This is a genomic window from Staphylococcus sp. MZ3 (genome assembly GCF_018622755.1).
Taxonomy (GTDB): domain Bacteria; phylum Bacillota; class Bacilli; order Staphylococcales; family Staphylococcaceae; genus Staphylococcus; species Staphylococcus aureus.
Window position 1 is genome coordinate 1,569,496 of the sequence record NZ_CP076026.1, and the last position, 26,097, is coordinate 1,595,592.

The 26,097-nt window shown below is 32.6% G+C and carries 26 protein-coding genes; 5 read left to right on the forward strand and 21 right to left on the reverse strand.

The genetic code is table 11. The features are described from left to right. Nucleotides 1-93: 93 nt before the first annotated feature. Nucleotides 94-636, reverse strand: a complete 543-nt coding sequence (locus KI230_RS07495; protein WP_000365246.1) for an NUDIX hydrolase — start codon at nt 634-636, stop codon at nt 94-96. Between the two features lie 81 nt (nt 637-717). On the opposite strand from KI230_RS07495, the gene KI230_RS07500 reads away from it, so the two are divergent. Next, nucleotides 718-1,626 (forward strand): aldo/keto reductase, encoded by a 909-nt coding sequence (locus KI230_RS07500; RefSeq protein WP_001171351.1) that lies wholly within the window; start codon nt 718-720, stop codon nt 1,624-1,626. 215 nt (nt 1,627-1,841) lie between these two features. Here KI230_RS07500 and KI230_RS07505 read toward each other — a convergent pair whose 3' ends face one another. After that, nucleotides 1,842-2,090 carry a hypothetical protein gene (locus KI230_RS07505; RefSeq protein WP_000995800.1) on the reverse strand — a complete coding sequence of 83 codons (249 nt, stop codon included), beginning with the start codon at nt 2,088-2,090 and terminating at the stop codon, nt 1,842-1,844. Nucleotides 2,091-2,105: 15 nt separating this feature from the next. Next, nucleotides 2,106-2,861: an SDR family NAD(P)-dependent oxidoreductase gene (locus KI230_RS07510; protein ID WP_000678232.1), complete on the reverse strand. Its 756-nt coding sequence runs from the start codon at nt 2,859-2,861 to the stop codon at nt 2,106-2,108. 141 nt (nt 2,862-3,002) lie between these two features. Here KI230_RS07510 and proC point away from each other — a divergent pair, with 141 nt between their 5' ends. Further along, a complete protein-coding gene (gene proC, locus KI230_RS07515; protein ID WP_000779749.1) occupies nt 3,003-3,818 on the forward strand; it encodes a pyrroline-5-carboxylate reductase in 816 nt (271 codons plus the stop codon). 104 nt (nt 3,819-3,922) lie between these two features. On the opposite strand, the gene rnz is transcribed toward proC, so the two are convergent. After that, nucleotides 3,923-4,843: a ribonuclease Z gene (rnz, locus tag KI230_RS07520; protein WP_000454065.1), complete on the reverse strand. Its 921-nt coding sequence runs from the start codon at nt 4,841-4,843 to the stop codon at nt 3,923-3,925. Between the two features lie 312 nt (nt 4,844-5,155). On the opposite strand from rnz, the gene zwf reads away from it, so the two are divergent. After that, a complete protein-coding gene (gene zwf, locus KI230_RS07525) occupies nt 5,156-6,640 on the forward strand; it encodes a glucose-6-phosphate dehydrogenase (protein ID WP_000105070.1) in 1,485 nt (494 codons plus the stop codon). A 229-nt stretch (nt 6,641-6,869) separates the two neighbouring features. Continuing rightward, entirely contained in the window at nt 6,870-7,736 is an 867-nt protein-coding gene (locus KI230_RS07530; protein ID WP_000382585.1) for an AraC family transcriptional regulator, read from the forward strand. Nucleotides 7,737-7,817: 81 nt separating this feature from the next. On the opposite strand, the gene KI230_RS07535 is transcribed toward KI230_RS07530, so the two are convergent. From KI230_RS07535 to KI230_RS07560, 6 genes are all read right to left on the reverse strand, one after another. Next, nucleotides 7,818-9,467: a glycoside hydrolase family 13 protein gene (locus KI230_RS07535; protein ID WP_001041928.1), complete on the reverse strand. Its 1,650-nt coding sequence runs from the start codon at nt 9,465-9,467 to the stop codon at nt 7,818-7,820. Nucleotides 9,468-9,482: 15 nt separating this feature from the next. Further along, nucleotides 9,483-10,502 carry a LacI family DNA-binding transcriptional regulator gene (locus tag KI230_RS07540; protein ID WP_000256336.1) on the reverse strand — a complete coding sequence of 340 codons (1,020 nt, stop codon included), beginning with the start codon at nt 10,500-10,502 and terminating at the stop codon, nt 9,483-9,485. After that, nucleotides 10,503-10,757: a hypothetical protein gene (locus tag KI230_RS07545; RefSeq protein WP_001837949.1), complete on the reverse strand. Its 255-nt coding sequence runs from the start codon at nt 10,755-10,757 to the stop codon at nt 10,503-10,505. Then, nucleotides 10,696-11,067, reverse strand: coding sequence for a VOC family protein (locus KI230_RS07550; RefSeq protein WP_000413427.1), 372 nt, complete (start codon nt 11,065-11,067; stop codon nt 10,696-10,698). Before KI230_RS07550 ends, KI230_RS07545 begins: the two co-directional genes overlap by 62 nt. Nucleotides 11,068-11,285: 218 nt before the next feature. Then, a complete protein-coding gene (gene gnd / locus KI230_RS07555; RefSeq protein ID WP_000193707.1) occupies nt 11,286-12,692 on the reverse strand; it encodes an NADP-dependent phosphogluconate dehydrogenase in 1,407 nt (468 codons plus the stop codon). A gap of 67 nt (nt 12,693-12,759) precedes the next feature. Beyond that, on the reverse strand, nt 12,760-13,893 hold the full coding sequence (locus KI230_RS07560; RefSeq protein ID WP_000606680.1) for a tripeptidase T: 1,134 nt from the start codon (nt 13,891-13,893) through the stop codon (nt 12,760-12,762). A gap of 262 nt (nt 13,894-14,155) precedes the next feature. Between KI230_RS07560 and prli42 the strand changes: the two genes are divergently transcribed. Next, nucleotides 14,156-14,335 carry a stressosome-associated protein Prli42 gene (gene prli42 / locus KI230_RS07565; RefSeq protein WP_001789875.1) on the forward strand — a complete coding sequence of 60 codons (180 nt, stop codon included), beginning with the start codon at nt 14,156-14,158 and terminating at the stop codon, nt 14,333-14,335. Nucleotides 14,336-14,461: 126 nt separating this feature from the next. Here the strand turns inward: prli42 and KI230_RS07570 are convergent, their stop codons facing one another. The 11 genes from KI230_RS07570 to xseA all read right to left on the reverse strand — a co-directional run bounded on the left by KI230_RS07570 (nt 14,462) and on the right by xseA (nt 26,093). After that, the gene (locus tag KI230_RS07570) at nt 14,462-15,442 is read right to left on the reverse strand and encodes an aromatic acid exporter family protein (RefSeq protein WP_000916195.1); all 981 of its coding nucleotides are present in this window, start codon (nt 15,440-15,442) and stop codon (nt 14,462-14,464) included. A gap of 13 nt (nt 15,443-15,455) precedes the next feature. Continuing rightward, a complete protein-coding gene (gene brxB / locus KI230_RS07575) occupies nt 15,456-15,893 on the reverse strand; it encodes a bacilliredoxin BrxB (RefSeq protein WP_000367419.1) in 438 nt (145 codons plus the stop codon). A 351-nt stretch (nt 15,894-16,244) separates the two neighbouring features. Next, nucleotides 16,245-17,519 carry a dihydrolipoamide acetyltransferase family protein gene (locus KI230_RS07580; RefSeq protein WP_000406848.1) on the reverse strand — a complete coding sequence of 425 codons (1,275 nt, stop codon included), beginning with the start codon at nt 17,517-17,519 and terminating at the stop codon, nt 16,245-16,247. Nucleotides 17,520-17,531: 12 nt separating this feature from the next. After that, on the reverse strand, nt 17,532-18,515 hold the full coding sequence (locus KI230_RS07585; protein WP_001096630.1) for an alpha-ketoacid dehydrogenase subunit beta: 984 nt from the start codon (nt 18,513-18,515) through the stop codon (nt 17,532-17,534). Then, nucleotides 18,515-19,507, reverse strand: coding sequence for a thiamine pyrophosphate-dependent dehydrogenase E1 component subunit alpha (locus KI230_RS07590; RefSeq protein WP_000568351.1), 993 nt, complete (start codon nt 19,505-19,507; stop codon nt 18,515-18,517). Before KI230_RS07590 ends, KI230_RS07585 begins: the two co-directional genes overlap by 1 nt. A 15-nt stretch (nt 19,508-19,522) precedes the next feature. Then, nucleotides 19,523-20,944 carry a dihydrolipoyl dehydrogenase gene (gene lpdA / locus KI230_RS07595; protein ID WP_214958246.1) on the reverse strand — a complete coding sequence of 474 codons (1,422 nt, stop codon included), beginning with the start codon at nt 20,942-20,944 and terminating at the stop codon, nt 19,523-19,525. Nucleotides 20,945-21,094: 150 nt separating this feature from the next. Further along, a complete protein-coding gene (gene recN / locus KI230_RS07600) occupies nt 21,095-22,774 on the reverse strand; it encodes a DNA repair protein RecN (RefSeq protein WP_000942211.1) in 1,680 nt (559 codons plus the stop codon). Between the two features lie 15 nt (nt 22,775-22,789). Then, on the reverse strand, nt 22,790-23,242 hold the full coding sequence (ahrC, locus tag KI230_RS07605) for a transcriptional regulator AhrC/ArgR (RefSeq protein ID WP_001124985.1): 453 nt from the start codon (nt 23,240-23,242) through the stop codon (nt 22,790-22,792). Nucleotides 23,243-23,673: 431 nt separating this feature from the next. After that, the gene (locus KI230_RS07610) at nt 23,674-24,555 is read right to left on the reverse strand and encodes a polyprenyl synthetase family protein (RefSeq protein WP_000183375.1); all 882 of its coding nucleotides are present in this window, start codon (nt 24,553-24,555) and stop codon (nt 23,674-23,676) included. Then, nucleotides 24,533-24,763, reverse strand: coding sequence for an exodeoxyribonuclease VII small subunit (locus KI230_RS07615; protein ID WP_000159865.1), 231 nt, complete (start codon nt 24,761-24,763; stop codon nt 24,533-24,535). The genes KI230_RS07610 and KI230_RS07615 overlap by 23 nt, the downstream gene beginning before the upstream one ends. Then, nucleotides 24,756-26,093 (reverse strand): exodeoxyribonuclease VII large subunit, encoded by a 1,338-nt coding sequence (gene xseA, locus KI230_RS07620; RefSeq protein ID WP_001286928.1) that lies wholly within the window; start codon nt 26,091-26,093, stop codon nt 24,756-24,758. Before xseA ends, KI230_RS07615 begins: the two co-directional genes overlap by 8 nt. Nucleotides 26,094-26,097 lie beyond the last annotated feature (4 nt).

The window sequence follows — 26,097 nt, forward strand, 5'->3', positions numbered from 1 at the left end:
CCCCTACTAATAATTAAAATCATTACAAATTATTTCAAACTTCACAATTAAAACTAACAGTTTTCTCAATAAAATGCAAGCTTTTCTCATTTGTTATTTAGAATGATTATAATTTAATAATAGGTGTTGCAATGCAATGATAGTCTTCGCATCTTCTATTTCTTTATTCATTAGCATCGATTTAACATTCTCAATCGGAACTTTAATGACTTCGACAAATTCATCTTCATCTAAGTGAACTGTACCTTCTTCTAAATTATCCGTAAAATATATTGATAATTGTTCATCGCAAAAACCTGGTGAACCATACATATCTACAACATGTGTTAACTCTTTGGCAATATATCCTGTTTCTTCTTCTAATTCACGCTTTGCCGCTTCGACTCTATCTTCATCATCTTCTAATTTACCAGCTGGAATTTCTAGCAATGGTTTTTCTACTGGTTTACGATACTGTTTCACTAATACGACTTCTTTTTTAGGTGTCACTGCACAAACAGCAACTGCACCATTATGATAAACTAATTCTCTTGTTGACGTTTCACCGTTTGGTAATGTCACTGTATGAATTTCTACATCTACAATTTTGCCATTATAAATAACTGTTCGATCAATTGTTTTTTCATTTAAATCCATTATAATCACGTTCCTTTAAATTCACATTATATATTGATACACTATGCTTGTTAGCTAAAGTGTATCGAAAGGAGAACAGACATGCAAAAAAATATATTAAAAAGTGGTATTTCATTATCTGAATTAGGTCTAGGTTGCATGAGTTTAGGTACAGATTTAAAAAAAGCCGAACAAATTATAGATTGTGCTGTTGAAAATGGTATCACTTATTTTGATACAGCAGATATGTACGATAAAGGTATAAATGAATCAGTTGTTGGTAAGGCACTTCTTAAATATCAACAACGCGATGATATTTTCATTGGTACAAAAGTAGGCAATCGTTTAACAAAAGATGGCAGTACAACATGGGATCCGAGTAAATCCTATATTAAAGAGGCAGTTAAAGGTTCACTAAAACGTTTAGGTATCGATCATATCGATTTATATCAACTTCATGGCGGAACCATTGATGACCCATTAGACGAAACAATAAGCGCATTTGATGAATTGAAACAAGAAGGAATTATACGTGCTTACGGTATTTCTTCTATTCGCCCAAATGTAATTGATTATTATTTAAAACATAGTCAAATCGAAACGATAATGTCTCAATTCAATTTGATTGATAATCGTCCAGAATCATTATTAGATGCAATTCACAACAATGATGTTAAAGTATTGGCAAGAGGACCTGTGTCTAAAGGATTATTAACTTCAAACAGTGTTAATGTGCTCGACAATAAATTTAAAGATGGTATTTTTGATTATTCTCATGATGAATTGGGTGAAACAATAGCCTCTATTAAAGAAATTGAAAGTAATTTATCTGCATTGACATTTAGTTATTTAACATCACATGACGTGCTTGGTTCCATCATTGTAGGTGCAAGTAGCGTCGACCAATTAAAAGAAAATATTGAAAACTATCATACTAAAGTTAGTTTAGATCAGATTAAAACAGCAAGAGCTCGTGTAAAGGATTTGGAATATACCAATCATTTAGTGTAGAAGTCATTTTCAGTAATAAAAACAGCAGCATGAGGCGTTTCATTATAAAAATGCCTTACTGCTGTTGTTTATGTACAATTCGCTATAATTTATGATTATGATTACTCACTTATGATAGAAATTAAAGCGTTGTCCTCACGCATCAGTATTTAGTAATTTCGCCTTGCGGCATTGCCTTAAGCAAACTTCTGCCACTTCATCTCTTAATAATTTTATTAAAACATCTTTCTATATTTCACTTCGCATGTTGATTCATCATTATTAGTTATTATTTGTACACCCAACACATTTCCTTGCAACACAAGTAGTTTGAATTTTTCACAAGTATAATATAATGTACCGTCTGAAATTTGGTCTACAGAAATATCGCCTAAAATATCCAGCACTGTAAATTCTTCAAATACTGATAGTTGTTCCGCATATCGTACACAAAGTCTTACCACACTCTCCGATTGACAGTTCATTGCCATCCCACCTATTTATGCTTTATTTTTAAATAATTTAGGGAAACATCGTTCAAAAAATCTAGGCGCAATTTGATACATTTTCAACGCATGATGCATCCATTTAGGCCGATTAATTTCCAATTGTTTTGTTTTAATGCCATAAATGATATCTTCTGCAAGCTGATTAGCATCAAGCATAATTTCCCCCATCTTTTTAGCATACTTCATTGATGGGTCGGCTTTTTGATGAAAAGGTGTATCAATCGGGCCAACATTAACTGTCATGATATGTAAGTTTGGTGACTCTAGTCTTAAAGCATTCATTAATGCATAAAACCCTGCTTTCGATGCCCCATAATGTGCAGCATTTGCTTGTGTGGAAAATGCAGCTTGACTTGAAATACCTACAATATGTGCGTTAGATGTTAAATATGGTCTCAACACAGTATATAAAACATTAAAACTAATTAAATTAAGCTGATACGTTTCAATCATTTCTGAAAAACTATGGTCTGAAATAGATTTGAAATAACCTAAACCTGCACTATAAATGAATCCATCGAATGATGTATTGTCTTCAAATTGCAGTGCCTGTATCGACTTCAAATCATTTAAGTCACAAGGAATAACATTTATAGTTTTCCCCAATTCTTGTTCAAAGATTCTAGTTGCTTTATCAACATCACGCACCAACAACGTTACATGCACTTTATTTTCTAGTAACTTTCGGACAATCGATAAACCTAAACCACTCGTACCACCAGTCACTATAAAATGTTGTCCTTTCATCAATTAACCTTCCTTTTCAATTATATAGAATGCAATTTATCGTCTCTGTATAATTGAGACAAGTTGATTATCTTTCCTAATATATATACAATAATAAGAAAATATAACATACAAATCAAAAACTAAAGGGATGTGACGTTAATGAAACTCGTATTTTATGGAGCTGGTAATATGGCACAAGCTATATTTACAGGAATTATTAACTCAAGCAACTTAGATGCCAATGATATATATTTAACAAATAAATCTAATGAACAAGCTTTAAAAGCATTCGCTGAAAAACTAGGTGTTAACTATAGTTATGATGATGCGACATTATTAAAAGATGCAGATTATGTATTTTTAGGTACCAAACCACATGACTTTGATGCTCTAGCAACACGCATCAAACCACATATTACAAAAGACAATTGCTTCATTTCAATTATGGCAGGTATTCCGATTGATTATATTAAACAACAATTAGAATGCCAAAATCCAGTTGCTAGAATTATGCCAAACACAAATGCGCAAGTCGGACACTCTGTTACTGGCATTAGTTTTTCAAACAACTTTGACCCTAAATCTAAAGATGAAATTAACGATTTAGTTAAAGCATTTGGTTCTGTAATTGAAGTTTCAGAAGATCATTTACATCAAGTAACAGCTATCACCGGAAGCGGCCCAGCATTTTTATATCATGTATTCGAGCAATACGTTAAAGCTGGTACGAAACTTGGTCTAGAAAAAGAACAAGTTGAAGAATCTATACGCAACCTTATTATAGGTACAAGTAAGATGATTGAACGTTCAGATTTGAGCATGGCTCAATTAAGAAAAAATATTACCTCTAAAGGTGGTACGACACAAGCTGGCCTTGATACATTGTCACAATATGATTTAGTATCTATTTTCGAAGATTGTCTAAATGCTGCCGTCGACCGCAGTATTGAACTTTCTAATGTAGAAGACCAATAAAAACAAACCCGCCAACACATGTATGCATCATCGCAAGCATTGTGTTTGACGGGTTATTTTTATAAATTATTACTATTTGGCAAGCATTGTTTATTACTTTGTCATTAGACTTTAAAACTATCAAAATCTTTTACAAAATTAAAATTAGGTGTATCTTCATTTTGTATCAATGTTTGATAAATTTCATTTATATCTTCTGTATTATAGCGATTGCTCAAATGTGTAATCAACGTACGTTTAACATTGGCTTCTTTTATCAATGCAAATACGTCTTCAATATGGCTATGATGATAATTGTTGGCTAAATGCTTTTCACCATCTATATAGGTCGCTTCATGTACCATCACATCAGCATCTCTAGAAATCACACGTTCATTAGAACATGGTTTTGTATCACCAAAAATTGCTACAACTGGACCCTGTTTGGACTCACCTCTAAAATCTTTTGATTGATAAACTTGACCATTATGTTCAAATGTATCATGAGATTTTACTTCTTGATATTTAGGACCTGGTTCAAGACCAATGTTTTTTAACGCTTCAACATTGATTGTACCTGTAGTTTCAGGTGCCATTACTCTATATCCATATGATGGAATACCATGATTAAGTAAATGCGCTTCTACAGTAAAACCATCATGATGATATGTTAGATGATCATCGATTTCAATATATGTAATTGGATAGTTTAAATGTGACTCTGATAAATTCATAGACATTTCCACATATGCTTTAATTCCTTTTGGTCCAACTAATGTAAGCGGCTTTTGTTCACCGCCCTGAAAAGAACGACTAGAAAGTAATCCTGGCAAACCAAAAATATGATCGCCATGCATATGAGTAATAAATATATGTGTCACTTTTCCTAATTTGATTGCATGATGTAAAATTTGGTGCTGTGTACCTTCACCAACGTCGAAAAGCCATATGGAATTGGAATATGGTTCTAAATTTAAGGCGATTGCTTGTGTATTTCTCTCTTTTGTAGGCAAACCTGCACTCGTTCCAAAAAATGTAACTTCCATATATGCCCCTCCTTTTCTTCAATTCATTTTATCATAAAATTTGTATCAATTTAGTTTTAATTTATACTTGAATCAAAATCTGTTAAAAATTCGTCTTTGCTAGTTAATTTTTCTAACTTTAACGTAGACATAACTATATAAATTTTGACAATTACGTTATACTTATCATTAATAAGTATCACATTAAACATGATACATGAATCGATATTTCATTTAAGACACTGCATACTGTCGAGCATATTGAATGACCTGCTGAATGGATTATCTTATAATAATAAATCATATATCTAATTAAGAATTGAGGTTTTAATCTTGAGTACTAAAAACAAACACATCCCTTGTTTAATCACAATCTTTGGTGCAACTGGTGACTTAAGCCATCGTAAGTTGTTTCCATCAATATTCCATCTCTACCAACAAGACAATTTAGATGAACATATTGCCATCATCGGTATTGGACGTCGTGACATTACTAATGATGATTTCCGTAATCAAGTAAAATCATCAATTCAAAAGCACGTAAAAGATACAAACAAAATTGACGCGTTTATGGAACATGTCTTCTATCATAGACATGATGTTAGTAATGAAGAAAGCTATCAAGAATTACTAGATTTTAGTAATGAATTAGATAGCCAATTTGAATTAAAAGGTAATCGACTATTCTATTTAGCAATGGCACCACAATTCTTTGGCGTTATTTCTGATTATCTAAAATCTTCTGGTCTTACTGATACAAAAGGATTTAAACGCCTTGTTATCGAAAAACCATTCGGTAGTGATTTAAAATCAGCCGAAGCATTAAACAATCAAATTCGTAAATCATTTAAAGAAGAAGAAATTTATCGTATTGACCACTATTTAGGAAAAGACATGGTTCAAAATATCGAGGTATTACGTTTTGCGAATGCGATGTTTGAACCATTATGGAATAACAAATATATTTCAAACATCCAAGTTACATCTTCTGAAATACTAGGTGTTGAAGATCGTGGTGGTTATTATGAATCAAGTGGCGCGCTAAAAGATATGGTGCAAAACCACATGTTACAAATGGTTGCATTATTAGCTATGGAAGCACCTATTAGTTTAAATAGTGAAGATATCCGTGCTGAGAAAGTAAAAGTACTTAAATCACTGCGTCATTTCCAATCTGAAGATGTTAAAAAGAACTTTGTTCGTGGTCAATATGGCGAAGGCTATATCGATGGTAAACAAGTTAAAGCATACCGTGATGAAGATCGCGTTGCAGATGACTCTAACACACCTACCTTTGTTTCAGGTAAATTAACAATTGATAACTTTAGATGGGCTGGTGTACCATTCTATATTCGTACTGGTAAACGTATGAAATCTAAAACAATTCAAGTTGTCGTTGAATTTAAAGAAGTACCAATGAACTTATACTATGAAACTGATAAACTATTAGATTCAAACCTATTAGTAATCAATATCCAACCTAATGAAGGTGTATCTTTACATCTAAATGCTAAGAAAAATACACAAGGTATCGAAACTGAACCTGTTCAATTGTCTTATTCAATGAGCGCTCAAGATAAAATGAATACTGTAGATGCATATGAAAATCTATTATTCGATTGTCTTAAAGGGGATGCCACTAACTTCACGCACTGGGAAGAATTAAAATCAACATGGAAATTTGTTGATGCAATTCAAGATGAATGGAATATGGTTGATCCAGAATTCCCTAACTATGAATCAGGTACTAATGGTCCATTAGAAAGTGATTTACTACTTGCTCGTGATGGTAACCATTGGTGGGACGATATTCAATAATTGAATTAAAACGCACATGTTAAACAAAAATAAATGAGCGAATGACAAGGATTGATTACGAATCAAGTAAATCAATTGTTCTATCATTCGCTTTTTTTCTAGACTATATTATGAAATTATATTTTACAATGCCCAAAACTATTTTAATAATCATTGAACAAATGGGTGTATAATTTATAGAAATAATGTAGAATAAAAATAAATGATTGAATTAATTGGAGTGAAAGTTTTGGACGTTATCAAGCAAATACAACAGGCAATTGTTTATATTGAAGATCGTTTATTAGAGCCTTTCAATTTGCAAGAATTAAGTGATTACGTTGGTCTTTCGCCATACCATCTTGATCAATCATTTAAAATGATTGTCGGCTTATCTCCAGAAGCTTATGCACGCGCGCGTAAAATGACACTCGCTGCAAATGATGTGATTAATGGTGCTACACGACTTGTAGATATCGCTAAAAAATATCACTATGCAAATTCAAATGATTTTGCAAATGATTTTAGTGATTTTCACGGCGTATCACCTATTCAAGCTTCTACTAAAAAAGATGAATTACAAATTCAAGAGCGATTATATATCAAATTATCAACTACTGAGAGAGCACCCTATCCATACAGATTAGAAGAGACAGATGATATTTCATTGGTTGGATATGCACGATTTATAGACACTAAGTATTTGTCACATCCTTTTAATGTTCCGGATTTTTTAGAAGACTTGCTCATTGATGGTAAAATTAAAGAGTTACGACGATATAATGACGTTAGTCCATTTGAACTATTTGTTATTAGTTGTCCTCTTGAAAATGGTTTAGAAATATTTGTAGGTGTACCAAGTGAACGTTATCCTGCACACTTAGAAAGTCGATTTTTACCTGGCAAACATTGTGCGAAATTCAATTTACAAGGTGAAATTGATTATGCAACTAATGAAGCTTGGTACTATATTGAATCAAGTTTGCAGTTAACATTGCCATATGAACGAAATGATTTATATGTTGAAGTGTACCCTCTCGATATTTCATTTAATGACCCATTCACTAAAATTCAGCTTTGGATTCCTGTTAAACAGAGTCCTTATGACGAAGATTAAAAATTAAAAACAAAGAAGCCCCCTAATATATCTATAGGTCTACAAATGGCCTCAGATTCTATTAGGGGGCATATTAATATGTTAATTTAGTTCGATAACACATGCTTCATATGGACGTAACTGTTTTAAATTAACTTTGGCATCATAATTAAATAGCTTTACTTCTCCATGGCTTAAATCAAATGGTACAGTTAATTCTGCTTCGTGGTTAGTAAGATTACCTACAATAAGAACTTGCTTTTCATTTAATGTTCTCGTGTACGCAAAAACTTGTGAATTTTCAGCATCTACTAAATCAAATTGACCATATACGTATACATCATTAGACTTTCTTAATTGAATTAAATCTTTATAAAATTGTAATACTGAATGCTCATCTTCTAATTGTTGTGCAACATTGATAGTTTTATAATTCGGATTCACTGGGAACCACGGTTCACCATTTGTAAATCCTCCATTTAACGTATCATCCCATTGCATTGGTGTGCGAGAATTATCTCGGTTCTCATCTTTATATTTCGCAAGTAAAGCGTCTACATCTCCACCTTGAGCTTTCACTATTTGATAGTCATTTTTAACAGCAACATCGTTAAACGTTTCAATACTTTCAAATGGATAATTCGTCATACCAATTTCTTGACCTTGATAAATGAATGGCGTACCTTGTTGCAAGAAATAAACAGCTGCATGACTTGTTGCTGATTCATACCAATACTTGTCATCGTCACCCCACGTCGATACACGTCGTGGTTGGTCGTGATTTTCAATAAACAACGCATTCCAACCTTTATTTTCAAGTTGTTTTTGCCATCTATTTAATACAGATTTATACGAATTTACATCAAAGTGAGAATCACCACTATTCCACAGTCCCAAATGTTCAAATTGGAATATCATATTAAATTTACCATTTTCTTCCCCGACCCAGTCATCAGCATCATCAGGGCTTACACCATTCGCTTCACCAACAGTCATAATGTCATACTTACTTAATGAGCGATCTTTCATCTCTTGTAACCAAGTTTGTATACCTGGCTGATTCATATCTACATCAAATGCTGGGGCATATGTTTTACCCTCAGGTACAGGTAAGTCACCCGCTTCAAACGTCTTCTTAATATGCGTAATTGCATCTACTCTAAATCCATCAATGCCTTTATCAAACCACCAGTTCATCATTTCAAATACAGCATCTCTAACTTCCGGATTACCCCAATTCAAATCAGGTTGTTTTTTACTGAATAAATGGAAATAATATTGCTCAGTATTAGCATCATATTCCCATGTAGATCCATTAAATATACTTTCCCAGTTGTTAGGTTCAGAGCCATCTGGCTTTGGATCTTGCCAAATGTACCAATCACGTTTGGGATTGTCTTTACTAGATTTGGATTCTATAAACCAAGGATGTTCATCAGATGTATGATTTACAACTAAATCTAAAATAAGCTTCATGCCTCTATCATGAACACCTTTTAATAAACGATCAAAGTCTTCCATCGTTCCAAATTCATCCATAATCTCTTGGTAGTCACTAATATCATAACCATTGTCATCATTAGGTGATTTAAACATTGGACTGAGCCAAATGACATCGATACCTAAATCTTTTAAGTAGTCCAATTTATCAATCATTCCAGGTAAATCCCCAATACCATCGTGATTACTATCATTAAAACTTCTTGGATATACTTGATATGCTACTGCTTCTTTCCACCATTGCTTATTCATTTTAAAACTCCTTTGCTATCGCTGTGTTGATTTTCTTATTTTTAATTCTGTATCTATAATGACGAGTTCAATAACATCCTGTGCTTTATTTTTTAATATATTTAAAATTGCTGCACCAGCCTGTTGACCTAACATTCGAGGCTTGATGTCAATACTGGTTTGAGGTGGTGACGCAATTTCGGTTAAATAAGAATCATTGAACGTTGCTGTCATTACATCTTTCGGAATTTCAATATTAAGTTCATATAGGACACTTAAAATCGCTAAATGTAACACAGCATCTAACGAAATGATTGCCTGTTTAATATTTGGGTCCTTCAAACGCGTATGTAGATTTTGCATGTAATTAAAAATAACTTCTCTTTCATTACTAGTCTCAATAATTTGATAATCCAGATTAAATTGTGATGCAACTGTTTCAAATCCTTGAATCCTGTCTTTCGAAACTTCAAAATCGCCTTTTTCTGTAATAAATATTAATTCATCTACACCTTGTTCAATAACATGTCGTGTCAAATTTTCAGAAGCTAATATATTATCATTATCTATGTGTGTAAATTGATGATCTATATCCGATGTAGGCTTACCAATCACAATAAATGGCATGCTTTCATCAATTAACATTTGTTTAATTGGATCATTTTCTTTTGAATAAAGCAGTATAAACGCATCAACCATTCGTTGTTTAATCATTTTATAAACTTCATCCATTAAATCATTCATATTATTTGAGACTGTCGTTTGTGTACCATAGCCATGCTGGTTACACGTTTCAGAAATTCCTAGCAATACATTGATGTAGAATGGATTCAGTCGAATAGGCTCCTCAGACCCTTTTAACACTAAACCAATTTTATATGTTTGGTTTGTAATTAAAGTTCTAGCAGCGGTATTAGGAAAATAATTCAATTCTTCCATAACTTTCTTCACTTTTGAAATTGTCGCTTCGCTAATACGTTGATTTCCTTTTATAACTCTTGAAACTGTCGAAGGAGAAACACCGGCTTTTAGTGCAACATCTTTAATCGTAACCATTTAATCACCTCCTGTTAATTTCTGCATCGGAAAACGCTTCCAACCACTGTATAATACCAGTTTAGTCACACTTTCTAAAAAAGTCAAAAGATTTGTGCAAACGATTGCATAAAACGATAAAAATAAAACCTTCATACTGAAATTCAATCCGAAAATCAATATATAGGTTTGTATAAATATTAAAATCGATTGTTTAGTCACTAACTGCAAAATAGTTACCTTGGCCATCTTGAAAATTAAATACACGTTGACCATTCATTTCTACTATATCATGCCCAGTTAAACCTAAATCATTTAATTTTGAGTATAATGCATCAAAGTTTTTCTCTTTAAACATTAAAGATGGTGTTCCTAGGTTCACTTCCGGGCTATACTTTTCAATAAATTCTTTTGCCATAATCGTCAATGAGGTTTCAGCATCTTTCGTAGGTGATACTTCAACTGCAACATAGTCCTCAGCTAACGGTGTTTCACTTACAACAACAAATTCTAAAGTTTCTGTCCAAAATGCTTTCGCTTTGTCAACATCATCAACATATAACATAACTTGATTTAACTTTTCCATAAGTTAATACCTCTATTTCTCTATAGTACATGCTATCATAACACAGTAAATATTTTATTACTTCACAAAATGCTTAAAAATATGGCGGGATGCTTTTAAGGTAATAGATATTGCTTGTGTAATTTTTTATAGGTTGTAGCTACTCTATCACACTCTCTTTTATATTTATCAAAAGATATAAAAAAGGATAGTATCTTTCAACTATCCTTTAATCAATATTATTCTTCAATCCATTGTGTATGGAATACGCCTTCTTTATCTTTTCTTTCGTACGTATGAGCACCGAAGTAGTCACGTTGTGCTTGAATTAAGTTTGCAGGTAAATCAGCTGCACGGTAACTATCATAGTAATTAATACTTGATGAGAAACCAGGTGTTGGTACACCATTTTGAACACCAGTTGCGACAACATCACGTAACGCATCTTGATATTCAGTAACGATGTTTTTAAAGTAAGGATCTAGCAATAAGTTTTGTAATCCTGGATTATTATCGTAAGCATCTTTGATCTTTTGTAAGAATTGTGCACGGATAATGCAACCTTCTCTCCAAATCATAGCTAAATCACCAAGTTTTAAATTCCATTCATTATCTTCACTTGCTTTACGCATTTGCGCGAAACCTTGTGCATAAGAACAAATTTTACTCATATATAATGCTTTACGAATTTTTTCTAAAAAGTCTTTCTTGTCACCATCAAATGATGCTTTTGGACCATTTAATTCTTTAGAAGCATTTACGCGCTCTTCTTTGATTGAAGAGATAAAACGTGCAAATACAGATTCAGTAATGATTGTTAATGGAATACCTAATTCTAATGCGTTAATTGAAGTCCATTTTCCTGTACCTTTTTGACCTGCAGTATCAAGAATTTTTTCAACTAATGCTTCTTTATTTTCATCTAATTTCATGAAAATATCACCAGTGATTTCAATTAAATAACTTTCTAATTCACCAGCATTCCAGTCTTTGAACGTTTGAGCAATGTCTTCATGAGACATGCCTAATAATTCTTTCATCATAGCATAACTTTCTGCAATTAATTGCATGTCAGCATATTCAATACCATTATGTACCATTTTCACATAGTGTCCAGCACCATTTGGTCCAATATAAGTAACACATGAAGCACCGTCTTTTGCCTTTGCAGCAATTGCATCAAGAATATCTGCAACTTTGTTATAAGCTTCTTCTTGTCCACCCGGCATTAATGACGGACCAGTTAACGCTCCAATTTCACCACCAGAAACGCCCATACCAATAAAGTTGATTGCACTTTGTGCTAATGCTTTATTACGTCTGATAGTATCTTGATAGTTTGTATTACCACCATCAATTAAAATATCTCCATCATCTAATAAAGGTAACAAACTATCAATCGTTGCATCCGTAGCTTTACCTGCTTGAACCATTAATAAAATTTTACGTGGTTTTTCTAAAGAATTAACAAATTCTTCCAATGAGTACGTTGGATGAATATTTTTCCCTTTTGATTCTTCAACCATTAAATCAGTTTTTTCACTTGAGCGGTTAAATACAGATACACTATATCCGCGTGATTCAATATTCCAAGCTAGGTTTTTACCCATAACGGCTAAACCAATAACTCCAATTTGTTGTGTCATATTACTTACCTCACTTGTTGATTTTTCATTAGTATTGTATCACAAAATAGACATACACTACACTAAATCATTTCGATTGTCGCGCAACTATTTTGATTATTTCTAACACTTGACTTGCAAGCAAGTTCAATGATTTAATCGGCATTCTCTCATTTGTTGTATGGATTTTTTCATAACCCACTCCTAAAATGACTGAAGGAATACCAAATGTATTAATAATACTGCCGTCTGAACCGCCACCAGAAATAATTGTATTTGCAGATAATCCTAAATTACGAGCACTTTCTTGTGCAATTTTAACTACCGCTTCATTATCATTAATTTTAAATCCTGGATAACTTTGCTCCACTGTAACTACTGCTTTCCCACCTAATTCTGATGCAGTAGTTTCAAACACATCAGTCATATGTTTGACTTGTGTTTTTATTCTTTCTGGATCGTGAGAACGTGCCTCTGCTTCTAAAATGACTTCATCTGCAACAATATTCGTAGCTGAACCGCCATGAAACTTACCAATATTGGCAGTAGTTATTTCATCAACTTGTCCTAATTTCATTCGACTAATTGCTTTCGCCGCAATATTAATAGCACTAACACCCTCTTTTGGCGTACTTGCATGAGCCGTTTTGCCAAAAATTTTAGCTGAAATTAACATTTGCGTCGGTGCACCTACAACCGTAGTACCGACATCAGCACTTGCATCAATAGCATAACCAAAGTCCGCGTCCAACAACTCTGAATTTAATTCTTTAGCACCAATTAAACCTGATTCTTCCCCAACAGTAATCACAAATTGAATTTGTCCATGTGGGATTTGTTGTTCCTTTATCACTTGCAAAACTTCAAGCATCGCTGCTAATCCTGCTTTATCATCTGCACCTAGTATAGTCGTACCATCAGAGTATATGTAGCCGTCATCTTTTACAATTGGCTTTACATTAATTGCGGGTACAACAGTATCCATATGGCTCGTCAAATATAATTTAGGTACTTCGCCTTCTTCGATAGTACTATTCATTGTACACACTAGATTATTGGCACCTAATTTAGGATGTTTAGCCGCTTCATCTTCTTTAACATCTAACCCTAATGCTATGAATTTTTCTTTTAAAATAGGTTGGATTGTTGATTCATTCCCTGTCTCAGAATCGATTTTTACAAGTTCTAAAAACGTATTAAGTAATCTTTGCTCATTAATCATAATGGAACCCCTTTTATCAAAATTTTCATGTACGCCAAACGGTAAAAATTGATGAAATAAAATGTTACAGTAATTGACGTTACACAGATTTATCAGGCTTGTAAATTGTGTCATATTATTTTCAATTTATTATATATATTTATTGTAACTCAAACTAAGCTTTGTCAAAAATATATTGATTGATTTTTCAAAGATATCGTATAATGAGGAAAATGACATAAGCAAACTTACTCATGTTTTTTATTATATTCCTTAATGATGATTGCTAGTTATATCGTCTCAAGTTAAAAGTTTTATATCTTATGTCGTAATTATTAATACAAAGGTTATTCATTTGGAGGCACACAAAATGCAAAATAAAGTTTTAAGAATTATCATTATCGTTATGCTTGTATCAGTTGTATTAGCATTGTTATTAACGAGTATCATTCCAATTTTATAAACTATATCTCAACTACCTATACAAAATCATACAATTAAAAATCCATCCGTTATAAACGCATGTATTAATAAGTTATCGTATTGCAACGATTACTTTCAAACATGGGTCATACGGATGGATTATTTTTTAAGCTACTTCACTATGCATTTTCAATGAACCAAATTGCGATTTGATTTGTAAATATTCTTCTAATTCATTTAATATTTGAATAATACTTGCTCTCGAGTTAAGCGCTTTGTGTGTTGTTGGCAATGGCAGTTCATCCAATTTCAAACGCGTCTCATACAAATTGTGTAAACGCATTGCTGTATAGTCATTACTATTCACATTTAGACCAATTTCTTTCAGCAGTGACGCAACATCATTTAAAAGCGGATCTTTATGACAGATACTTTCGATGAGCGGTTTCATTCTCATTAACAATTCCACTTGCTCTTCTCGCATATCAAAATAATGATAGTATGAATTTTCGTTTCTAACAAAATGATTTTTAACATCTCGGAACGCGATAGACTTCGCCTTTTTAATATTTAAAAGTAACACTTCAAATTCAATCGCAATGGTATCTTCATATTTTTCACAAATATAACTATATTTACTAAAAATATCAGCAATTTGTTGCTCAATTTTACATTTGTATTCGTCTAGTTGTTTGTCTAAACTTGGCATCATTAAATTCATTGTAAATGCAATGCTTAGTCCAATTAACAGTAATAATGTTTCATTAACAATTAAATGTGCATCAATTGATTTTGCATTAAAAACATGAAGTAATATAACGCAACTCGTAATGACACCTTCTTGTACTTTTAATACGACAGTTAATGGTATAAATAACAATACGATAATACCGAGTACAATTGGACTCTGACCTAATAAACTAAATATTGCTGAACCTAAAAACAATACTAAAAAACATGATACTAATCTTGAAATAATCGCTTGTAGCGAATGTACTTTTGTATGTTTAATACATAATACGACTAATATGGCGCTTGAAGCATAATTATCTAAACCTAACAGCTTACTAATAATTACACCTAAAGTCATACCCACTGCTGTTTTTATTGTTCTAAATCCAATCTTGTAAGGATTTAACTTTAACATGGGTTAGCGCCTCTTATCTTTCTTCACAATATTTATTGAATAATGTTTGTAATTGATTAATTACGTTCATCACATCATGACCTTCGATTTGATGTCTTTCAATCATTTCTGTAATCTTTCCATCTTTTACTAATGCAAATGACGGACTTGAAGGCGCATAACCTTCGAAGTATTCACGCGCTCTTTGTGTCGCTTCTTTATCTTGTCCAGCAAATACTGTCACTAGACGATCAGGTAATACGTCATAATGTAAAGCATGTGATGCTGCTGGTCTTGCGATACCACCTGCACAACCACATACAGAATTGATCATAACTAGTGTTGTACCATCTTGTTTAAGAACTTTGTCAACATCTTCTGCAGTAGTTAATTGCTCATATCCCGCAGATTCAATTTCATTCCTTGCTTGTTCTACAACACCGTTCATGTATAAATCGAAATTCATGTCCATAAGTTCAATCACCTATCCCTTTATATTTAAACTATCCTCATTCTACTAATTAATAACATATTGTTCAATAAACTAATCTGAATCACACCAATATTTAGACACAATTTTAACAATATACCAAACATTATTGTGCTTAAAATCATGGTAACTAATTTGTTCACCTGTTTTCATTAATATGTTTCAAGTATGATGTATTATTTTGACTTTACTGCAAAAATGCATTCAACCATGTTGATTATTGTTCTTTATCTTTTTTTGAATTTATTGCACATATTTTATTGCCAAAAAATAATACATCCATCGACAAAAACAAGATAAAACAAGTTGTCGATAGATGCATCTATGTTATCACTAATATATATTTGTATTTTCTAAAGTATACTGTTCGATACGCTGTTTAATATGATTCATAAATTTACCTGTTTGTAAACCATCTAAAATACGATGATCAATTGAAATACATAAATTAACCATGTTACGAATTGCAATCATATCATTAATTACTACTGGCTTTTTAACGATTGATTCTACTTGTAAAATCGCTGCTTGAGGATGATTTATAATACCCATTGATGATACTGAACCAAATGTACCAGTATTATTTACCGTAAATGTACCGCCCTGCATATCTTCAGCTGTCAATTGCTTATTACGCGCTTTCGTTGCTAAAGTATTAATTTCTCTAGCTATACCTTTGATTGACTTTTCGTCTGCATGCTTAATCACAGGTACGTATAATTTATTTTCATCAGCAACAGCAATTGAAATATTAATGTCTTTATGTAAGACAATTTCATTTCCTTGCCAGCTACTATTTAATAAAGGATATGCTTTTAAAGCATCTGCTACAGCTTTTACAAAGAAAGCAAAGAAAGTTAGATTATATCCTTCTTTATTTTTAAAGCTGTTTTTATAATGATTTCTCGTATTCACAAGATTTGTAGCATCTACTTCAATCATCATCCATGCATGTGGAATCTCTGTTACACTATTAACCATATTTTGCGCAATTGCTTTACGCACACCATTTACTGGTATTGTGCTGTTTTCACTATTGTCTTCAGATGATTGGTTACTTGATGTATCTACTGATGTTGATTTTGTTTGAACTTGTTTGTCAGATTGAACTGTGGTACCACCATTTTCAATAACTGACATTATATCCTTCTTAGTTACACGACCTTCAAATCCACTACCTACAACTTGTGATAAATCAATGTCATGCTCTGAAGCGAGTTTAAATACAACAGGTGAAAAGCGACCATTATTACGAGGTTGATTTTGTTTAGCAGTAGATGTCTGTTCTACTGTTGCACTAGCTTTTTTAGTAGATTTCTGAGTATGCTCATCCACTTTTGCTTGTATCTCTTCAGTTGTTTCATTTGTCTTTTCATCAGCAGTTTCAATTTTACAGATAATTGTATCAATAGCTACTGTCTGCCCCGCTTCAACTAAAATTTCTGTAATTGTTCCTGATATCGTGGAAGGGACTTCAGCTGTCACTTTATCTGTTATAACTTCACATAATGGTTCATATTCATCAATATGATCACCAACAGAAACTAACCATTGTTCAATGGTACCTTCATGAACACTCTCACCTAACTTAGGCATTGTTATTTCCATGACTTTCCCTCCCTAGAATTCTGCTAATTCACGCATTTTATTTAAGATTTTTTCTGGATTCATCATAATTTCATTTTCTAATACAGGAGAAAATGGCATAGATGGTATATCTGGAGCAGCTAAACGCATGATTGGTGCATCTAAATCGAACAAGCAATGCTCTGCAATAATCGCTGACACTTCTGACATAATACTACCTTCTAAATTATCTTCAGTTACAAGTAAAACTTTACCTGTATGTTTAGCACGATCAATAATTGTTTCTTTATCTAATGGATAAACAGTTCGTAAATCAACGACTTCAACGTTGATACCGTCTGCAGCTAAAATATCCGCTGCTTGTAAACAATAATTGACCATTAATCCATAACAAAATACTGTTAAATCTTCACCTTCACGTTTAACATCTGCTTTTCCTAAAGGTACAGTGTAATATTCTTCTGGCACTTCTTCCTTTAAGAAACGATAAGCTTTTTTATGCTCAAAGTACAATACTGGATCATTTGATTCGATAGATGATAATAAAAGCCCTTTAGCATCATACGGTGTGGAAGGAATAACAATTGTTAAACCTGGTGATGAAGCAAATATACTTTCAATACTTTGTGAATGATATAGTCCTCCGTGAACACCGCCACCAAATGGTGCACGAATCGTTAATGGGCATTGCCAATCATTATTTGAACGATAACGCATTTTCGCAGCTTCACTAATAATTTGATTTGTCGCAGGTAAAATAAAATCTGCAAATTGAATTTCTGCAATTGGTCTTTTACCTACCATAGCTGCACCAATGGCAGTTCCAACAATATTTGACTCAGCTAATGGCGTATCGATAACTCTGTCTTCACCATATTGTTGTTGTAGTCCTTGAGTAGTACCAAATACGCCACCTTTTTTACCAACATCTTCACCAAGAATAAACACATCTTTATTTTGTTGTAATGCTAAGTCTTGTGCCTGGCGTATCGCCTCTAAATAAGATAATTTAGCCATTAGTTAAGACTCCCTTCTTCGTACACAAATGCATAGGCTTCTTCGACACTTGGATATGGCGCGTCTTCAGCAGCCTTTGTCGCTTTATTGATGATGTCTTTATGCTCCGCTTCTATTTCTGCCAACCAAGCATCATCGATAATGCCAGCTGAAAGCAACTCTTTTTTGAACTTTTCATTGCAGTCTGCTTTTTTAAGCGCTTCACGCTCTTCTTTCGTACGATATTGGTCGTCATCATCTGATGAATGAGCTGTCATACGACTTGTTACTGCTTCAATCAAAGTTGAACCTTGACCAGAAATAGCTCGATCTCTTGCTTCTTTCATCGCTTTATACATTGCTAATGGATCATTACCATCTACTTGTTCACCATGTATACCGTAACCAAGTGCTCTATCCGATAATTTTTCAGCTGCGTATTGTAATGAATCAGGTACTGAAATTGCATATTTATTATTTATAATGACACATACAAAAGGAAGTTTGTGTACACCCGCGAAGTTTAAACCTTCATGGAAGTCACCTTGGTTTGAGCTACCTTCACCAACAGTTGCTGTTGCAATTTTCTTCTTACCATCCATTTTTAAAGCTAAAGCAGCACCAACAGCATGGGGTATTTGAGTTGCTACCGGTGAACTTTGAGACAAAATATTCTTAGCTCTACTACTAAAGTGTGATGGCATTTGTTTTCCACCAGAGTTAACATCGTCTTTCTTTCCAAACGCTGATAAAAACGTATCATACGCTGAGATACCCATATAAGTAACGAAAGCTAGATCTCTATAATAAGGCGCTGTAATATCACCTTCTTCTAATGCGTATGCCATCCCAATCTGAGTTGCTTCTTGTCCTTGACCACTTACAACAAATGGAATTTTACCTGCACGGTTCAATAACCACAGTCTTTCATCTATTTTTCTACCTAAATCCATCCATTTATATATTACTTTTAGGTCTTCTTCGCTAAGGCCTAATGATTTATAATCAATCATGTTAAATCCTCCTATTTATACGTGAATAGCTCTACTTTCTGCTTTCAATCCTAATTCCATCAACACTTCAGAGATGGAAGGATGTGCGTGTGTTGTTAGTCCTAATTCTAATGCCGAGCCATTCATGAACTGTAACAGTGATGCCTCATTAATCAATTCTGTTACATGTGGACCAATCATATTAATACCCACAATTTCTTCAGTTGATTGATCAATCACCATTTCGCTATACCCTTCGTTTGCGTCATGGCTATCAATCACTGCTTTACCAATTGCTTTAAATGGTACTTTAAAACTTTTAACTTTCATTCCCTCTGCCTTTGCCTGCTCAATGTTTAAACCGATAGAAGCAATTTCAGGTTGTGAATAAATACACTTAGGCATCATGTTATAGTTTACTGGGATTGGGTTCCCTTCAAACATATGATCGACAGCCACAACACCTTCTTTTGATCCAACATGTGCCAATTGTAATTTTCCAATACAATCACCAGCTGCATAAATATGTTTATCTTCAGTTTGTTGAAATTCGTTCGTTAAAATATGTCCTGATGTTGAAAGTTTTATTTTAGTGTTGTTTAAACCTATATCTGATGTGTTAGGTTTTCTACCAATCGATAGCAACACTTTATCTACTTTAATTATGTCTGAGGAAATTTCAAACGTAACACCATCTTCGTTAACATTTATATCATTTTCAGAAAGTTTTATTCCCTCATAGAATTTAACACCACGTGCTGACAATGATTTTTTTAATAGTTGTGAAGCTTGTTTACTTTCAGTTGGTAAAATTCTTTCACCTGCTTCTATAACTGTTACGTCAACACCTAAATCTATCATCAATGATGCAAATTCCATTCCGATAACACCACCACCAATAATACCAATTCTTGATGGTAACGTCTTTAATGATAATATATCATCGCTAGATAAAATTTTATCATGATCAAATGATAAGAATGGCAACTCTGCAGGCGAAGAACCAGTTGCAATTAATACAAATTGGTTTGGTAATAAGTCTGATTCACCATCTTCATATTCGACAGAAATTGTGCCACTTTGAGGTGAAAATATAGATGTACCTAGAATACGTCCCGTGCCATTATAAATGTCAATGTGATTGTGTTGCATTAAATGCTTTACACCTTGATACATTTGATTAATAATGTCTTCTTTTCGTGCCAACATATTTTCAAAATTAACATTAGCATCTTTGACATCAACGCCAAACATTGCTGCCTGTTTTACTGTTTGAAATACTTCAGCAGATTTAAGCAGCGATTTAGTAGGAATACAACCTTTATGGAGACAAGTACCTCCTAATAGTTGTCGTTCTACTATTGCCACTTTTTTACCTAATTGAGACGCACGTATCGCAGCAACATATCCTGCAGTACCTCCACCGAGAACGACTAAATCATATTGTTTCTCTGACATGTTCTTACTCCTAACTAATGATATATATCCATTGAAAATTTATTAATACATAGTTTTCATGTCCATTAATTACCTATTTTACATGATTGTCTATTTAGTTTGAATGCACATAAATAAATCCATAAATGAGTATTCAACACACTTTGGAAATTATCTACGTCTTTGATTGTGTTGTATCATTTCTCTTGCATTTTCTCGAGTTAAATCAGTAACACTTGCACCTGAAATCATTCGTGCAATTTCATCTACTTTATCATCGCTAATTAACTCTTGAACTTGTGTTGTTGTACGATCATCTTTTGATGATTTCGAAATTAATAAATGATGGTCGCTCATCGATGCAACTTGTGGTAAGTGAGAGATACAAATAACTTGTATATATTCAGCTATATCTCGCATTTTCTCTGCCATTTTTTGTGCAGCTTGTCCAGATACACCTGAGTCAACCTCATCGAATAAAATTGCAGTTTGACCTCTCGATTTAACAAAAATACTTTTTAACGCTAACATAATTCTAGAAAGTTCTCCACCTGACGCAATTTTATTTAAACTTTTTAATGGTTCCCCTTTATTTGGACTGATTAAAAATTCTACAAATTCGATTCCATCAATATTCGGTTCTTCTAATTTTTTAAATGAAATCTCAAGATTTGCGTCTTTCATTTGTAAGTTTTGAATTTCCGATACAATGTGGTCTCTTAACTCCCTAGCGACTATACGACGCTGCTTTGATAACGCTTGTCCAACCTCTATAACTTGATTATACAATGCATTTATTTCTTCTCGTAACTGCGATGTACTTTGTTCATAGTTTTCAATTTTATTGATTTCATTATTAAGCTTTTCTTGATATGCGATTAATTCTGAAATATCTTTTCCATATTTACGTTTTAAATTATTCAGCAAATTCATACGAGATTCATACTCGTTTAACACTTGTTCGTCGAATTCTGTATTAGCCATTTCATCATATAACTCATGTTTTGCATCTTCTAAAATGTAGTAAAATTGATCAATATCTTCTTTTAATTTGTCATATTTGTTTGGAACTATATCGTTTATTGTTAACAAATGGTTGCTTAGTTCATACAAACGATCAGTGATAGCATTTTCATCCGTTAATGTCATATGTGCGTTATTAAGCGCTAAGCTTAATTTTTCAGAGTTTTGAATGCGTTTAATATCTATTTCAAGTTGCTCTATTTCGCCTTCTTTTAGATGTGCTTCAGACAATTCTTCTAATTGGAATTTCATTAAATCTAAACGCTGCAGCAATGCTTGGTCTGCTGATTCTAAATCTTCTAACTCTTGCTTTTTGGCTTTATAATTTTGAAAAGTTTGATGATATTTATCCAACAAATCTTGATAACGTGATTCTGCGTAATTATCCAATAATGTTAAATGGTATTTTTGTTTCAACAAAGACTGCGTTTCATGTTGGCCATGAATATCTAATAATTCTTGCATAACTTTTCGTAAATCTTGTAAAGTAACTGTTTGATTATTAATTTTACAAAGACTTTTACCAGAGCTGAAAATTTCCCGTTTAACTAATAAAAAATCTTCATCTACATCAATATCCATATTTTTCAATATATGTATAGCATCTTTACTCTCGTCAATATCAAATATACCTTCGATGACAGCCTTTTTTTCACCATGTCTTACAAAATCAGATGAAGCTCTCATTCCAATTAATTGTCCAATTGCATCTATAATAATTGACTTACCTGAACCCGTTTCACCACTTAAAACAGTTAAACCATCAGAAAATTGAATTTCTAACTCTTCAATAATAGCAAATTGCTTGATTGATAAGGTTTGTAACATAAACTCATCGCATCCTTATAACAAATTGAAAATTCTTGACTTGATTTCATCACTTGCCTCTTTGCTTCGACAAATAATTAAACAAGTATCATCACCACAAATTGTGCCTAGTACTTCTTCCCAATTGATTTGGTCTAATATAGCTCCAATAGATTGTGCATTACCAGGTAATGTTTTTAGAACAAGTAAATTATCAGTACCATCTATATTAACAAAGGAATCCATTAAATAACGTCCCAATTTTTCTAAAGGATGGAATTTTCTATCATTTGGTAAACTATAAACATATTGACCTGAAGGTATAGGTACTTTAATAAGTTGTAGTTCTTTAATATCACGAGAAACAGTTGCTTGAGTGACATTTAAATCATAATCGTTTAATCGTTTAACTAATTCATCTTGTGTCTCTATCTGTTCATTTGAAATAATTTCTCTAATTTTTATATGCCTAACCGATTTTTTGGGCACAGTAAACACCTCTGATTACGAATATTTATACATTTATTTTAACACATGCACTGATTTACGACTACTAAACACCTTTACGTAAAAAGGGTAAACATGGTTTATCTATCTTGGTTATCTATTTATAAATATTTTTCATATTACGCATAACAATTGCTTAAAATATGTATAAAAATGAATATATGTGTAATAAACTTGCTAATTATTAGATTTAATAAGCGTCAATTGTTTGAACATATTTAATTAAAATCACATTGATATCACAGATACGAATATTGTCGTATAGAAATTGAAAATTCTATTTTTTAAATGAAAGTCTTCAACATAATTTTAAGTTTCAACATGAGAAAAATCGATTAACAAACAACGTCAGTTGAATATGCCTTTTGAGACATTTCAAACTTTACAATTGTTGCTAATCGATATATTTGCTTTTAGTGATCCCTGCTATAAAATAAATCAACGATTTCTAATAAGTGTTTTGTATTGAATTGTTCATCAATTTGCGTTAGTTCATCCACTGCTGCGTCTCTATGATAAGTCAATTTATCTTCTGCGCCATCTTTCCCTAATAAACTCACGTACGTACTTTTATTATTTTCAAGATCGCTGCCCACTTTTTTACCTAACTTTGCTTCATCACCATAGCAGTCTAATAAATCATCTTTAATCTGGAACATCATACCTAAATGATAACTATAACTTTCTAAATGTTCTTTAGTTGCATCATCGACATTAGCGATATCTGCTGCACTCATAACCGCAAAAGTTAATAATGCTCCTGTTTTTGTTTTGTGTATCATTTCCAAAGTTTCAAGATCAATTGGTTGGCCTTCGCTTTGCATATCTAACATTTGACCGCCGACCATTCCAACATGACCACTTGCTATTGACAGCCGTTGTAGAACTTTTATTTTTACTTCATCAGTTAATCTATCATCACTTGAAATAAGTTCAAATGCTTTAGTTAATAAAGCATCACCTGCTAATATCGCAGTCCACTCACCATATACTTTATGATTTGTTAATTTTCCTCGTCGATAATCATCATTATCCATCGCTGGTAGGTCATCATGAATAAGTGAATATGTATGAATCATTTCTAGTGCAATTGCGCTCTTCATACCTAACTCATACTCGGTATTTAGTGAATCTAAAGTGAGTAATAACAGAACTGGTCGGATGCGTTTACCTCCAGCATTTAATGAATACAACATACTTTCTTCTAGCTGAGTATCCATTACTGATTTATTTATCGCAACCGATAATTCATTATTGACTTCATCTATTAATTTATTCATCGGTAGATTCGTCATTTTTTACATCCTCAGCTTCTTCTTTTATTAAGTCATTCACCTTTTTTTCGGCATTTTTTAAAGTTGTGTCACAAGCTGCTGATAGTTTCATACCACGTTGATATAAATCTAATGATTCCTCTAAAGATACTGTTTCATTATCTAATTTTTGAACAATTTGCTCTAATTCTTGCATCATTTCTTCAAAACTTTGCGTTTCTTTAGTCATTATTACACCTTACTTTCGTAACTTTTGCATCTACTAAGCCATCTTTCATTGTTAACGTCAATTGATCATTTTCTGTTAAATCTTTAGTACTCGTAATGACTTCGTCTTTTTTATTAACAATTGCATATCCACGCAACATTGTATTAGTTGGACTTAAATTGTTTAAGTTTTCTACTTTATTTTTCAAATCATTTTTATAACTTAATATCTTAGAATTCAATAATTTAACAAGTTGGTTTGTCAATTGAAGATTATTTTGTTGTTCTTGATTAACACTACTTAGTAATGCTTTTAAATTATAACGTTGTTGCAACAGCATTAATCGATGTCTCTGTTGTTCAAAAGTTGCCTGAATTTGTTGTTTCAGTCTCTTTTCTAAATCATCTCGACGTTGTATCTGTTGATCATACAATAAAGTTGGTTGTTTAAACTTGTAATACGATGACAAATGTTCAACATGTTTACGTTGTTGTTCTAAATGTTTCTTGATGAAACGAGTCAATGTAAACTGATATTGCTGTATTTGTTGCAGCAATTCATATTGGTCTGGTGTTGCAATAACAGCAGCTTGAGTTGGAGTCGCAGCTCTGATGTCTGCAGCAAAATCACTTAATGTAAAGTCTGTTTCATGACCTACTGCTGATATAATCGGTGTCTTACAATTATATATTGCACGGACGACAGCTTCTTCGTTAAAATTCCATAAATCTTCTATGGATCCACCGCCTCGACCTACAATAATGGTATCTACACCTAAACTATCTGCATATTCAATTTTTTCAATAATGTCGTCCTTTGCTTTTTCACCTTGAACCAAAGTACTAATTTGTATTTGTTCAGCTAATGGAAAACGACTATTTATCGTTGAATGGATATCTCGAATTGCGGCACCTGTACTCGCTGTTAAAACTGCAATTTTTTTAGGAAACTTAGGTATTGATTTCTTATTCGCTTTATCAAAACAACCTTCTTCAGTTAATTTTTTCTTTAATGCTTCTAATTTTTGATATAAGTTCCCTATACCATCTAATTGCATTTTATTTACATAAATTTGATAGTTTCCACGACGTTCAAAAACAGAAACACGTGCTTCTAATAAGACTTCATCTCCTTCTTTAGGTTCGAAATTTAATTTAGAAGCACTACCTTTGAACATCATGGCACTTATAACGCTTTCTTTATCTTTCACATTAAAGTATAAATGACCACTTGAATGCTTTTTGAAATTTGAAAGCTCACCTTTAATCAATACAGATTGGAGATGTGGATCTTGATCAAATTTATATTTAATATATTTCGTTAAAGCTGAAACACTTAAATAATCTGACATATAA